Consider the following 13,319-nt stretch of genomic DNA (forward strand, 5'->3'; position numbering starts at 1 on the left):
TGATTGCTTTGGGGGCTATATGCGCTTTGTTTCGACCTATGACGCGGGATTGGATGACAAGCGGCGGGTAACCCTGCCGGCTGACTTCCGCGCTGGGTTGAAGGCCGATGGCGATGCCCAAGACCATGTGCGCGTTTGGCCCGGCGATGGCGATTGGTTGGAAGGCGCGGACGATCGTTTCATCGCTGCGCTGTCGCAATCGGCTGAAGATATGGCGCAGGACGACCCAGAAGCGGCAGAGGCTGCAACCTTGGCCATTCTGGGCGGTTCTCGTAAATTAGCACTCGATGGGGCTGGCCGCATCGTCTTGCCAGAAACTTTTGTTTCCCACGCAGGTCTTGCAGACCGGGTCAGCTTTGTCGGTCTTGGACCTTACTTTCGGATCGCGAGCCCTGAAGTCGCCGCTCGGATGGCCCAGACCGCGCGGGATCGAACTGCGGCAACTAAAGCGAAGATTTTCGCAATGGCGCGACGCAAAGTGCGGGAAGGGACCCCGGAATGAGCGGCCACCTACCTGTTATGATGGCCGAAGTGCTTGAAGCGCTGGCCCCTCGAGCGGGGCAATTGATTGTGGATGGCACCTTTGGTGGCGGCGGCTATACGCGCGCCATTCTGGCGGCAGCACCTTGCCAAATCATCGGTCTTGATCGCGACCCTGATGCGGTCGTGCGCGGCAAAGGGCTTGAGAAAGAAATGCCCGGTCGCTTTACCATGGTCGAGACGCAGTTCTCCAAATTGGATGAACTTCAAGCCAAGGTAGATGCAGTCGTTCTCGACATCGGCGTGTCGTCCTTCCAGATTGACCAGCCCGAACGCGGCTTTTCCTTTATGCAGGATGGGCCGCTCGATATGCGTATGGGCAAGGATGGCCCTAGTGCCGCTGATGTCGTGGCGCAGTTAACGGAGGGCGAGCTTAGTACTTTGTTTCATGTCTATGGTGAAGAGCGCGAGGCCCGTCGCATCGCGCGCGCCATTGTGACAGACCGGGTTGCAACCCCTTATCTGCGGACCTCGGAATTGGCTGGCGTTGTCTCGCGCGTGATTGGCCGCAAGCACCAAGACCATATTCATCCCGCCACCCGCGTGTTCCAAGCCCTTCGCATCTATGTGAATGATGAGATTGGCGAGTTGGAAAAAGCCCTTATCGCTGCCGAAGCTGTCTTGCCGCCCGGTGGCCGTTTGGTGGTGGTGACGTTTCATTCGCTGGAAGACCGCGCGGTCAAAACTTTCCTCAATGACCGCAGCAAAGAAGCCCCCGGCTCTCGTCACGCGCCAGCTCAAGCCGGCCCGCCGGCAACCTTCAGCCTCATCAACCGCAAGCCCTTGACCGCGACAGAGGCTGAAGTTGCCACTAATCCGCGCGCGCGCTCCGCAAAATTGCGCGCCGCCATCCGTACCAGCGCGCCAGCTCGGGCAGGGCGAGTTACGGGTCTAGGCGGGGTTCCAACACTTGAGCAGATAAAGAGGGCCGCATGACACTGACCCGAACCCATTTGTTTGGATTTGTAGGCCTCGTGGCTCTGGCCTTTGCGCTCTATTGGGCCAAGGCAGAAGCCCAAGCCGTTCGCGAAAAAGTTTTGGTTTTGCAAGAAGAGGTCGATACCGAGCGCCGTGCCGTCCGGACCTTGGAAGCAGAATTGACATGGGTCGAGCGGCCAGACCGACTTGAAGCGGCTGCCACGCGGAAATTGGGCTTGGTTCCGATGACCGCTGAACGCATCGCCACGCTCGACGATATTGATCAGATCGCGCCATTGCGTGCTGCAACGCCTAATGCAGCAAATGCCCAAACGATGGCGCCAACCGATGCCGAGCAAAAACCAACTGTGCCTGTAGCGGACAAACCCAAAGCTGTTGCTGCAAAGCTCGCGCCAATTACGACGGTGGTGGGTCGGTGACCGACGCCCGTCGCCCTGAACCCAGCTTCGATTGGCCAAGACCAGCGCCGCGTGATCAGGGCGGTATTGGTACCATGCGCGGGCGCACCATCGCCCTCGCCGTCGCCTTTTGCGCAGGCTTTGGTCTTTTAAGTTTGCGTGCCATTCAGATTGGTTTGTTCCGGCCTGTCGATGAAGCCGCAACTGCAGCGCGGGCCGCCGTCGCGCCACCTAGTAAGCGTGCCGATATTGTCGACCGAAATGGCCAGTTGCTGGCCACCTCGCTCGTCGCCCATTCCCTGTATGCTGACCCCAAGCGAATCTGGGACCCCGTGGAAGCCGCGCGCGCTTTGCGCAAAGTCTTCCCGGAAATGGATGAAGCAAGCCTCGTTGAGAAGCTTTCGAGCCGCTCGCGCTTCGTTTGGATCAAGCGCCGCCTGACGCCGAAACAAAAGCAAGCTGTGTGGGAATTGGCCCAACCTGGTCTTGAATTCATTGAAGAGTCAGAGCGGATTTATCCTATGGGCCATCTGGCTGGCCATGTGATCGGCTCGATGCATCCCGATGGTTCAGGCATCAATGGGATAGAGCGCGCTTTAAATGACCGCTTGACCTCGGGATCGGGCTCTGAACCTGTGCGATTGTCGCTTGATATGCGCGTACAATATATTCTTGAGCGCGAACTGGGCGAAGCCGCCACTGCCTTCCGGGCTCAGGGCGGTGCGGCGGTCATGTTGGACACAAAGACTGGCGAAGTTATTGCTTCAGCTTCTTGGCCATTCATGGACCCCAATCGGCCTGAGGCCAACTCACCCAACCAACAGAATAATCGGGTGACCAATTCGCGCTTTGAAATGGGCTCTACCTTCAAGGTCTTCACCGTCGCTATCGGGCTTGAAGACAATATCATAACGCCAGAATCTGTCTTTGACGCCCGCGCGCCGATGCGAATTGGCTCTGAGCTGATCTCAGACTTTCACGCAATGAATAAGATCGTGTCGGTGTCGGAAATTTTGGCGCACTCATCTAACATCGGCACCGTGCGGATCGCCCGCTCGGTTGGGGCCCCACGCGTCCGCGAGTTCTTCTCGCGCCTTGGGTTGATGGAGGCAGCAGGCGGGGAGCTTTTGGAGAATGCGAAACCTATTTTACCCAAGCGCTGGAGCGAGATTACCGCTGCCACAGCCTCATTCGGCCATGGGATTGCGGTGTCGCCGATGGCTGTTGTTGGTGGCTATGCGGCTGTCTCAAACGGCGGCCATTACATTCGCCCGACCTTCATCGCCCGTGACCCCAGCGTGCCGGTATCTAGCCGTGCCGTACTGACCCCGGCAACTTCAAAAACCGTTGTGAAACTTATGCGCGAAGTGGTGACTGGCGGGACCGGCAAGAATGCTGACTCTTTGGGTTATGAGGTTGCAGGTAAGACAGGAACGGCAGAGAAAGCAGGGCCAAACGGCTATGACTCCAATCGCCGTGTTTCGAGCTTTGCTGGCGTATTTCCCGCCAGTGACCCCCGTTACGCCATTGTTTTCCTGCTAGATGAGCCAAAGGGCAATTTACAGTCTGGTGGTGCTGCAACGGCCGCGTTTGCTGCGGCTCCTTCGGTCTCGCGAATTATTGCGCGTTCTGCACCGCTTCTGGGGATTGCGCCAAACCGCGCGTTAGCTCAGATGGAGCCGCCGCGCGCGCCGACGCTTAAGTCTGCGCTACCACCAAAGACCAATCCGTCGCAGAAAGCGACGCAGGGGGAGCCATGAAACTCGCCGATCTCCTCGACTTAGATTCGGGACATCCAGCCGCAAACCTCACCATCACGGGCCTATCATCCGACAGTCGCAAGACGAAGCCAGGTGACTTGTTCGCCGCTTTAACCGGCACACAAAGCGATGGCCGCGCCTATGTCGCGCAGGCTGTCGCAGCTGGTGCCGCCGCGATTTTGGCAGAGCCGGGCTTGGCAGAATGCGGCGTACCCGTGATCGAAGTGCCCCAAGCAAGGGCTGCGCTTTCGACTGTGGCGTCGCGCTTTTATCCCCGCCAGCCCGCTTGTGTGGTCGCGATTACCGGCACCAATGGCAAGAGCTCCACCGTCGATTTCCTGCGCCAAATCTGGACCCATGCGGGCCGGGCAGCGGCGAGTGTTGGTACCTTGGGTGCCATCGGCCCAAAAGGCCGCATCGATCTCGGCTTTACGACACCTGACCCGATTGCCTTGCATGCCACCCTTCAAAGCTTAGCAGATGAGGGCATCACCCATATTGCGATGGAAAGCTCCTCGCATGCTTTGGATCAGCGGCGGATGCATGGCGTGCGTCTGTCAGCGGCTGGTTTTTCCAATCTGACGCAAGACCACCTCGATTATCACGGCACCATGGCCGAATATCGCCAAGCCAAGCTGCGCTTGTTCAACGATCTCTTGAGCGCTGGTCAGCCCGCCATCGTCAATGCGGACGCGGCCGAGGCACCCGCCTTTGAAGAAGCCGCTCAAGCTAAGTCATTGGACCTGAAGCTGGTCGGTTGGCGCGGCGATTTTCTCAAGATCGAAGAGCTGTGGCCCAAGCCCGCGAGCCAGCGGGTGGATCTGCGCTTTGCCAATAAGACCTATCCCGTCGAAATTCCGCTCATTGGCGAGTTTCAGGCGCTCAATGCTGTCATGGCGGCAGGCTTTGCTTTGTCCTTGGGCGAAGAGCCCAGCAGGGTTTTTGAAGGCTTGGCAGGCTTGAAGACGGTCAAAGGCCGGATGGAACATATTGGTAGCACCGATGATGGTGCCCATGTGTTTGTCGATTATGCCCATACGCCAGACGGGCTCGATGTCTTGTTGCGCGCGGCCCGACCACACGCGCCTGGTCGCGTGGTGTTGGTGTTTGGCTGTGGTGGAGATCGCGACAAAGGCAAGCGGCCTTTGATGGGTGGCTTGGCTGCCAAATTCGCTGATGTCGTCATCGTCACCGATGATAATCCCCGCACCGAAGACGCGGCCCAAATCCGCAAAGAAGTTATGGTCGGCTGCCCAGAAGCGCTGGAGATCGGCGACCGGGGTGAGGCGATTGCCCATGCCGTCGGTCTCCTAAAGAAGGGCGATTGCCTTTTGATCGCCGGTAAGGGCCATGAGACGGGCCAATTGGTTCAAGGCCAAGTTCTGCCCTTCTCCGACCAAGAAGCTGCCGCTTCGGCCCTTTTGGCGCGGGGAGGCACGCTTGACTGATCCTCTGTGGACCTCAGCGGCAGCAGCCTTGGCCGTATCCGGCAAGGCGCAAGGTCAATGGGCCGTCAACGGCATTTCGATTGATAGCCGCGCGGTCGAGCCCGGCGATTTGTTCGTCGCCCTCAAGGCCGAACGCGATGGCCACAGCTTTGTGCGCAATGCGCTCGCCGCAGGGGCAGGAGCCGCACTGGTGGTCGATCCCACCTGCGCAGATGCGGGCGCACCGCTTTTGGTGGTGCCGGATACTTTGATGGCGCTGGAGAACCTTGGCACACAGGCGCGCCGCCGCAATGTGATCGCGACCCGCGTGGCCATTACAGGCTCCGTCGGCAAGACGACGGTCAAGGAAATGACGGCGACCGCGCTGGCGGCGACAGCCAAGACCCACCGCTCGGTTAAATCCTACAATAATCATTGGGGTGTGCCTTTGACCTTGGCCCGCATGCCCGGTGATGCTCGCTTTGGTGTGTTCGAGATTGGCATGAATCATGGCGGCGAAATCTCGCGCCTATCGCCGCAAGTGCGTCCCCAAATTGCCGCCATCACCATGGTCGCGCCCGTCCATATTGAGCATTTTGCCGATGAGACTGGCATTGCCGACGCCAAGGCTGAAATCTTCTTGGGCCTGGACGCAGGCGGCACAGCGCTGATCCCGGGGGAAAACCGACATGCCGCCCGCTTGGCCGCGCGTGCCCGCGACCGCGATGGCATCTCCATTCTGACGTTTGGCATGCAGCCGGGTTTTGATTCCCATGTCGTCGGGATTGACGAGATAGATCACGGCCGTCGCGTGACGGCAGATATTATGGGTCAACAGCTTAGCTGGATCATTCAAGAGCCCGGTGCCCATTGGGTCCACAATGGCTTATGCGCTTTGACATTGGCCGTGTTGGCAGGTGGCGACGGACAAGCAGCAGCAGCAGCCCTCTCACAATTCGGGGCGATTGATGGCCGCGGCGTATCGCGTCCGATCTCGCTTGCAACTGGTGGCTTCTTTGTCTTGGTGGACGAGGCCTATAATGCCAACCCAGCCTCTATGGCCGAAGCGATCACAACCCTTTCTGGTCGCGCTGGCCTCCGTCGTATTGCGGCCGTCGGCGATATGTTGGAGCTAGGTGTGAATGAAAATGCCTACCACGCAGCAGTCGCCGAAGATGTCATCCGCGCCGGGATCGACCTCGTCTTCTGTGCCGGCCCGCGCATGAAGCATTTGTGGGACGCTCTACCCGAAGCGCAACGCGGAGCTTATGCCGCAAGCGCCGCAGAGCTTGCGCCTGTGCTCGCCCAAGCGGTGCAAGCAGGTGACGTGGTGATGGTCAAAGGATCAAATGGGTCAAAGATGGCCGAAGTTGTGCGTGCGCTGCAAGCACTTGAAGCCCCCGCTGGAGAGAGCTGATGCTGTACGAATTGCTGCACCCCCACTTTAACATCTTCACCTATCTGACCTTTCGTACAGCGGGTGCTGTCGTCACGGCTGCCCTGATCATGTTTGTGTTTGGCAAGCCGATGATTGGTTGGCTCCGGGTTAAGCAGGGCAAAGGCCAACCCATTCGTACCGATGGTCCTGAAAGTCACTTCAAAAAGGCTGGCACCCCTACGATGGGCGGGGCGATGATCTTGCTCTCCATCTTTGTCGGTGCGCTTTTATGGGCCGACCTGAAGAACCCTTACGTCTGGATCGTTTTGGGCGTCACGGCGGGCTATGGTTTCATTGGCTTTTTGGATGATTATGCCAAAGTCGCCAAGCAAAAGACCGATGGAGTCTCTTCGCTCTTCCGACTGGCGGGCGAGTTTGTCGTGGCCTTCATCGCCGTCTATTTCATCGCCCAACTTCAAAATGCCGGCGATAATGCGCCGCCGGGCTTTGGGACGTCGATTGCCTTTCCTTTCTTCAAAGACCTGCTTCTCAACTTAGGCTGGTTCACGCTGATTTTCGGCATGATTGTCGTGGTTGGTTTCGGCAATGCCGTAAATATGACCGATGGCCTCGACGGTCTGGCGATCATGCCCGTGATGATTGCCTCGGCCACCTTTGGCTTGATCGTGTATCTCGTCGGCAATTTCGTTTTCGCCAATTATCTCCAGCTTCACTTCGTGCAAGGCGTGGGCGAAATCGCCATCATTCTGGGTGCGGTTTTGGGCGCGGGGCTTGGCTTCTTGTGGTGGAATGCCCCGCCTGCCCAGATCTTCATGGGCGACACGGGTTCTTTGGCCCTTGGCGGGCTTCTCGGCATTACGGCAGTTGCGACCAAGCATGAGTTCGTTCTGGCCATCGTCGGCGGTCTGTTCGTGCTGGAACTGGTCTCGGTGATCGTGCAAGTCACCAGCTTTAAGCTAACCGGTAAGCGGGTGTTCCGCATGGCCCCCATCCACCATCACTTTGAGAAATTGGGTTGGAGTGAGCCCACTGTGGTGATCCGTTTTTGGATTATTGCCACTGTTTTGGCCTTGATCGGTCTGACCACATTGAAGCTGCGTTAGAACTTAAGGACCGAAGCTCATGTTCCCTGTCACCACGTTCAAAGGCCAGAAAGTTGCCGTTTTCGGCTTGGCCCGCACAGGGATTGCAGCAGCTTTGGCCTTAAAGGCAGGCGGTGCGCAAGTTCTGGCTTGGGATGATGGCGAAGCGGGCCGCGCAGCAGCAGTCGCGCAAGGTCTGACACCGGTTGATTTGTCGACAACCAACTTTGACGATCTGTCCGCGCTGGTGATGAGCCCCGGCGTGCCCATTTACGGCCCCAAGCAACATTGGACAGTGACCAAAGCGAATGAAGCAAACGTGCCTGTAATTGGGGATGTGGAACTTTTCGCGCGCGAGCTTAACGCCATTCCTGAGGGTCAACGCCCTAACGTGGTCGCGATTACAGGCACCAATGGCAAATCCACCACGACGGCTTTGATCGCCCACATCCTGTCATCCAATGGCAAGGATGTGCGCATGGGGGGCAATATTGGCACCGGTGTGCTCGCCCTCGACCCACCCCGTCCTGATGCAATCTATGTGCTGGAGCTGTCCTCTTATCAGCTCGATCTGGTCGAAAGCCTGCGCGCCAAAGCCGCCATCCACCTTAATTTGACGCCAGACCACTTAGAGCGCCATGGCACGATGGAGCGCTATGCAGCGGCCAAGCGGCGCATCTTCAATAATCAGACCAATACGGATTGGGCGATTGTTGGCGTCGATGATGACTGGGGCATGGCCCTATGCACGCGCATGAATGCTGGAGCCCAACGTGTTGTGGTGCCGATTTCTGCCTGCCAAGCCCTCGGCAAAGGCGTTTGCGCGCTGGGTTCCATGCTCTGGGATAATTTGGACGGACGCAGCCAAATGGTGGTCGACCTCGCCCATGCCCATGCTTTGCCGGGCTCTCACAATGCGCAGAATGCCGCCGCTGCCTATGCGGCTGCCCGCGCCTTGGGGCTCAGCCCCCAGGCCATCACGAAGGCATTGATCAATTTTCCCGGTCTTGAACATCGCTTGCAGGAAATTGGTCAGGTCGGGCCGATCCGCTTTTACAACGACTCCAAGGCGACCAATGCGGACGCCGCTGCGCAAGCCTTGGCGGCTTTTCCGAAATTGCGCTGGATTGTAGGCGGACAAGCCAAAGTCGGCGGGATCGATAGCCTCGCGCCTTTGTTTGATCACGTCACCAAGGCCTATCTGATTGGCGAGGCCAGTGAAGCCTTTGCCCAGACTCTGGACGGCCAAATTCCTTATGAAATTTGCGGCACGGTGGATGTGGCGACCGCGCGCGCTTTTGCCGATGCGCAAGAGACGATGAGCGAAGAGATCATCATCCTGTCACCTGCCTGCGCCAGTTTCGATCAATTTCCAGATTTTGAGGCACGAGGACGGCATTTTACGGCCTGCGTGAAAGGACTCATTAACCCTGATGATGGCCTATCGGCGCAAGCGCTTCCTGCCGCCAAAACGGCGTAGCGCCCTCACGTCCTTTTTGGAGCCACCCCATGGCGATGCTCGCTTCTGTCAGACTGCCACGCGCTGAATTCACCTTTATCGCTGACTGGTGGCGCACGATTGATCGCCCGGTGGTGTTGATCGCGGCTGTTCTGATGACCATGGGGCTGGTGTTCAGCTTTGCCTCCTCTGGCGCGGCAACCGGGCGTCTGGGCTTTAGCAATGAGTATTTCTTTGTGCTGCGCCAAGCGATGTTTGTCTCGATTGGCGCGTCCGTTGTCGTAGCTTTGTCCTTCTTAAGCCCCACCGGCGCGCGACGTGCGGCGGCTTTGTTTTACTTGTTGGCCATCGCCTTGATGGTCTACATCCTGTTGTTCGGGCACGAAGCCAAAGGGGCGCAACGCTGGCTGCGGATCGGCGGATTTTCGTTCCAGCCGTCAGAGATTTTAAAGCCTTCTTTGATCGTATTGGCGGCATGGTTGTTTTCTAAGCGGATTGAGAACCCATCCTTTCCTGCAGCGCGCATCGGCATGGCGCTTTATGTCCTCCCCGTCGCGCTGTTGATCGCCCAGCCCGACATCGGCCAGACGGGCCTTTTGACCATGGCTTTCCTGACCGTGTTTCTAATCTCTGGCATGTCTTGGGTCTGGATTGCGGCCTTCGCCAGTGCAGCCGTGGTTGGCGGTGGGGTTTTGTATTTTGCGTTTGAGCACGTGCAAAAGCGCGTCCAAGGCTTTTTGAACCCTGAAGCAGGCGAGACCTATCAAACCGATCGCGCACTCGATGCCATTGCCGCGGGCGACTTCTTAGGCCGGGGGCCGGGTGAAGGCGAAATCAAGCACTTCTTACCCGATGCCCATACTGACTTCATCTATTCGGTTGCCGCAGAAGAATTTGGCTTAATCGCCAGCGTCGGCCTTGTCGTCCTATTCTGTGCGCTGGTCGTCCGAGGCCTTCTGATCGCCAATCGCCAGAGCGAGAACTTCCCACAATTAGCAGCAACGGGCTTGTTTGCCTTGATCGGCTATCAGGCTGCGATCAATCTGGCGGTGAATTTGAACCTCATGCCAGCCAAGGGCATGACCCTGCCGTTCATCTCCTATGGCGGTTCATCCATCTTGGGCTCTGCCGTAACGATTGGTCTGGCACTCGCCTTAACCCGCAAGCGGCCGGGGCAAGATTTGCGCAATGGCAAATCACAAGGTTGGGTTGGTTGGTAGTGCGCGAGCACTCGGCCTATTCAGCAGTCACTTACCGCCCAAACCGCTTCATTCTGTACTCAAAGCGCCCTAAAGAACGGGCGAATTACCTTTCCAAGGATTGAGTACACTTATGGGTCCCCTGATTATTATTGCTGCTGGTGGCACTGGCGGTCATATGTTTCCAGCCCGCGCTTTCGCTGATGCCATTGTCGCCCGTGGCGGCCGCGTCGCTTTGGTTACCGACCCACGGGGCAAGCGCTATACTGAAGGCTTCCCCGCCGAAGAAGTTCTGATCCTGCCCGTCACCAATGCGGACGAAGGCGGGATCAAGGGTAAGATTGATGCGGGCTTTGCGGTGATGAAAAGCCTCAATCTCGTTGGCCCCTTTATCAAAAGCCACGACCCTGCGGCTATCATTGGCTTTGGTGGCTATCCGACGTTTCCGGTCCTGTTTTCCAGCGGCAAAATTCCCGTAATCGTGCATGAGCAAAATGCCGTGCTGGGCCGCGTCAACCGCTTGTTTCAAGGTAAGGCCGTTTCGATTGCGTCTGGTTTTGCGCAACTAGACGGGTTGGAACACCCAGAAAAGCATGTCGTCGTCGGCAATCCCGTGCGTCAGCCCATCGTCGACGCCCGCTTGGACGGCTATCCCGATCTTTCCAGCGGCAATCTGCGCATTTTGGTGACGGGCGGCAGTCAGGGCGCGCGCGTCTTGGGCAGTATCGTCCCCCAAGCCATCGCCTCACTGCCAGAGCATTTGCGGGCACGCTTGTTCGTCTCGCACCAAGTGCGCGAAGAGCAATGCGACTTTGCCCGCGACACCTATACAGAAGCGGGCGTGCAGTGCGAAGTATGGCCTTTCTTCAAAGATATGGCTGACCGCTTGGCCAAGAGCCATTTGGTGATCGGTCGGGCAGGGGCTTCCACCGTGTCCGAGACTGCTGTGGTCGGTCGCCCCGCCATTCTAGTGCCGTTGCCCGGTGCAACCAATGACCACCAGACCTTCAATGCTGAAGCCTTGGCCAGTGTGGGTGCAGCCGACGTGATCAAGGAAAACGAGTTCACCGTCGATGCTTTGGCACAATTGTTGGAAAACCTTCTGACAGCCCCGGATGAGCTACAAAAGCGCGCGAAAGCCGCCAGAGCTGTTGGCAAGCCAGACGCGGCAGAAGCCTTGGCCGATCTGGTATTTGCCGCCATTCAACAAGATGCGTAACTTAGGCAGGCTCGGGCTGGTTTGCGCCTGAGAAAAACGGGGGCAGGCGATGGCGGTGGTCAAAGGACGGGTTGAACCCATCACTATGGTTGAGGCACCAGCCTCGCTAAGCTTCCAGCGGATGGCATCTCCGGGCCATGTACCTGTCGCCGCTGCCATGCCGATGATCTTCTCGGTCAATCATCAAGTCGTATCTTTTGATGGCCGCTTTCCAGTCGTCGCAGCGGTCGGGGATGAAATTCTGGTGGCGGGGACGATCAAAAAGGATGGCATGTTGCATGCCACCGCTTATGAAAATCTCACCCGCGCAGTGGGCAAAACGAGCGTGTTCCCCAGCATTTTGATGCCAGCACTTTATCTCAGCACGGCGTTAAGTATCCCGTTTTTCTTCTGGGTCATGTCCTTGATCCAAGCAGACTATAGCGATCCATTTTATCTCGTGTTGGCAATCATTATGCTCAGCAGCTTTGCGGTGCCGCCCTTCATATTCCACGCGGTCAATCAAAGTATGCAGCGCGACGCGCAAGAACTCGCCGACTATGCGCGCGACCACTTGCTAAGCCGGCGTGATTAATTCAAGTCTGACCCCCAATTCTTGCTTCTAACCAATAGCCAAAGCTGGCTGGGAACCTGATCTTCATGCGCACCAACTCCATCCCCCTCGATATCGGCGCCATCCACATTGTCGGCATTGGCGGGATTGGGATGAGTGGGATTGCTGAAGTCCTCGCCCATTGGGGCCATAAGGTTCAGGGCTCTGACGCCAAGGATAGCGCCAATCTCGACCGTCTGCGCAAGGCGGGCATCAAGGTCTTTGTCGGCCATGACGGGGCCCATGTAGCCGAGGCCGGGATCGTGCTGATCTCCTCGGCTGTAAAGCCCGACAATGTGGAAGTCGTGGCTGCGCGCGATCTGGGCATTCCGGTTGTGCGCCGGGCTGAGATGCTCGCTGAACTGATGCGCTTGGGCTGGACCATCGCGGTCGGTGGCACGCACGGCAAGACCACCACCACCAGCATGGTTGCTACCCTTTTGGATGCGGCAGACAAAGACCCGACCGTGATCAATGGCGGCATCATCAACGCCTATGGCACCAATGCGCGGGTTGGCTCGGGTGATTGGATGGTGGTTGAGGCCGATGAGAGCGACGGCACCTTCACCAAATTGCGCCCGACCATCGCCATCGTCACCAATATGGACCCAGAGCATTTGGACTTTTATGGCACGGCTGAGGCCATGGAAGCGGCGTTTGAGACCTTTGTCGCCTCTGTGCCTTTCTACGGCTTTGCCGTCATGTGTATCGACCATCCAGGCGTGCAAGGTTTGGTGGCGCGGGCAACCGACCGCCGCGTCGTCACTTATGGATTCAACCCGCAAGCCGATGTGCGGGCGTTGAACCTCGAAGCCGACCCCGATGGCTCCCGCTTTAGCGTTGCCTTTGCCGCCAAGCGCGGCAGCCCAGCCCACCAGATTGACGGTCTGCACTTGCCCATGCCCGGCCTGCACAATGTCACCAATGCTTTGGCCGCCATCAGTGTGGCGCGTGAACTGGGGGCGAGCGATGCCCAGATCACGAAGGGCCTGCACCAGTTTGAAGGCGTCAAGCGCCGCTTTACCAAAGTGGGTGAGTGGCAGGGTGTACGCATCATTGATGATTATGGCCACCATCCGGTCGAGATTGCTGCCGTCCTCAAAGCCGCCCGCCAAGTCACCTCCGGCAAAGTTGTCGCTGTCGTCCAGCCCCACCGCTTCAGCCGCCTGCAAGCCTTGTTTGAGGATTTCGCCCGCTGTTTCAACGATGCAGACGTTGTCGCCATCGCAGACGTCTATACCGCTGGCGAAGCCCCGATTGAGGGCGTGGACGCCGATGCCTTGGTGCGCGCGGCGCGCGACCATG

At 58.2% G+C, this 13,319-nt stretch carries 12 protein-coding genes; all 12 read left to right on the plus strand.

The features are described 5' to 3' along the window. Positions 1-19: 19 nt before the first annotated feature. Positions 20-502: a division/cell wall cluster transcriptional repressor MraZ gene (locus tag ACOVRA_RS09075; protein WP_421720008.1), complete on the plus strand. Its 483-nt coding sequence runs from the start codon at positions 20-22 to the stop codon at positions 500-502. Then, complete coding sequence (rsmH, locus tag ACOVRA_RS09080) at positions 499-1,476, plus strand: 16S rRNA (cytosine(1402)-N(4))-methyltransferase RsmH (RefSeq protein ID WP_421720009.1); 978 nt, start codon at positions 499-501, stop codon at positions 1,474-1,476. Before ACOVRA_RS09075 ends, rsmH begins: the two co-directional genes overlap by 4 nt. Continuing rightward, positions 1,473-1,898, plus strand: coding sequence for a cell division protein FtsL (gene ftsL, locus ACOVRA_RS09085; RefSeq protein WP_421720010.1), 426 nt, complete (start codon positions 1,473-1,475; stop codon positions 1,896-1,898). The genes rsmH and ftsL overlap by 4 nt, the downstream gene beginning before the upstream one ends. After that, positions 1,895-3,637 (plus strand): peptidoglycan D,D-transpeptidase FtsI family protein, encoded by a 1,743-nt coding sequence (locus ACOVRA_RS09090; RefSeq protein WP_421720011.1) that lies wholly within the window; start codon positions 1,895-1,897, stop codon positions 3,635-3,637. Before ftsL ends, ACOVRA_RS09090 begins: the two co-directional genes overlap by 4 nt. Next, a complete protein-coding gene (locus ACOVRA_RS09095; protein ID WP_421720012.1) occupies positions 3,634-5,085 on the plus strand; it encodes a UDP-N-acetylmuramoyl-L-alanyl-D-glutamate--2,6-diaminopimelate ligase in 1,452 nt (483 codons plus the stop codon). The genes ACOVRA_RS09090 and ACOVRA_RS09095 overlap by 4 nt, the downstream gene beginning before the upstream one ends. Further along, complete coding sequence (locus ACOVRA_RS09100) at positions 5,078-6,481, plus strand: UDP-N-acetylmuramoyl-tripeptide--D-alanyl-D-alanine ligase (protein ID WP_421720013.1); 1,404 nt, start codon at positions 5,078-5,080, stop codon at positions 6,479-6,481. The genes ACOVRA_RS09095 and ACOVRA_RS09100 overlap by 8 nt, the downstream gene beginning before the upstream one ends. Further along, entirely contained in the window at positions 6,481-7,566 is a 1,086-nt protein-coding gene (mraY, locus tag ACOVRA_RS09105; protein ID WP_290808160.1) for a phospho-N-acetylmuramoyl-pentapeptide-transferase, read from the plus strand. The genes ACOVRA_RS09100 and mraY overlap by 1 nt, the downstream gene beginning before the upstream one ends. Before the next feature lie 19 nt (positions 7,567-7,585). Continuing rightward, complete coding sequence (gene murD, locus ACOVRA_RS09110; RefSeq protein ID WP_421720014.1) at positions 7,586-9,025, plus strand: UDP-N-acetylmuramoyl-L-alanine--D-glutamate ligase; 1,440 nt, start codon at positions 7,586-7,588, stop codon at positions 9,023-9,025. Positions 9,026-9,054: 29 nt separating this feature from the next. Then, positions 9,055-10,224, plus strand: coding sequence for an FtsW/RodA/SpoVE family cell cycle protein (locus ACOVRA_RS09115; protein ID WP_290808154.1), 1,170 nt, complete (start codon positions 9,055-9,057; stop codon positions 10,222-10,224). Positions 10,225-10,336: 112 nt separating this feature from the next. Then, on the plus strand, positions 10,337-11,422 hold the full coding sequence (gene murG, locus ACOVRA_RS09120; protein ID WP_421720015.1) for an undecaprenyldiphospho-muramoylpentapeptide beta-N-acetylglucosaminyltransferase: 1,086 nt from the start codon (positions 10,337-10,339) through the stop codon (positions 11,420-11,422). Between the two features lie 49 nt (positions 11,423-11,471). Next, positions 11,472-11,996, plus strand: coding sequence for a hypothetical protein (locus tag ACOVRA_RS09125; protein ID WP_421720016.1), 525 nt, complete (start codon positions 11,472-11,474; stop codon positions 11,994-11,996). Positions 11,997-12,055: 59 nt separating this feature from the next. Continuing rightward, the coding region (gene murC, locus ACOVRA_RS09130; protein ID WP_421720019.1) for a UDP-N-acetylmuramate--L-alanine ligase at positions 12,056-13,319 on the plus strand (1,264 nt) is incomplete at its 3' end.

This window comes from Aquidulcibacter sp. (assembly GCF_049239865.1).
In the GTDB taxonomy this organism is placed as follows: Bacteria; Pseudomonadota; Alphaproteobacteria; order Caulobacterales; family Aquidulcibacteraceae; genus Aquidulcibacter.

Coding starts and splice junctions, on each gene's coding strand:
- ACOVRA_RS09075 (WP_421720008.1), top strand. CDS start 20: ATGCGCTTTGTTTCGACCTATGACGCGGGATTGGATGACAAGCGGCGG.
- rsmH (WP_421720009.1), top strand. CDS start 499: ATGAGCGGCCACCTACCTGTTATGATGGCCGAAGTGCTTGAAGCGCTG.
- ftsL (WP_421720010.1), top strand. CDS start 1,473: ATGACACTGACCCGAACCCATTTGTTTGGATTTGTAGGCCTCGTGGCT.
- ACOVRA_RS09095 (WP_421720012.1), top strand. CDS start 3,634: ATGAAACTCGCCGATCTCCTCGACTTAGATTCGGGACATCCAGCCGCA.
- mraY (WP_290808160.1), top strand. CDS start 6,481: ATGCTGTACGAATTGCTGCACCCCCACTTTAACATCTTCACCTATCTG.
- murD (WP_421720014.1), top strand. CDS start 7,586: ATGTTCCCTGTCACCACGTTCAAAGGCCAGAAAGTTGCCGTTTTCGGC.
- ACOVRA_RS09115 (WP_290808154.1), top strand. CDS start 9,055: ATGGCGATGCTCGCTTCTGTCAGACTGCCACGCGCTGAATTCACCTTT.
- murG (WP_421720015.1), top strand. CDS start 10,337: ATGGGTCCCCTGATTATTATTGCTGCTGGTGGCACTGGCGGTCATATG.
- ACOVRA_RS09125 (WP_421720016.1), top strand. CDS start 11,472: ATGGCGGTGGTCAAAGGACGGGTTGAACCCATCACTATGGTTGAGGCA.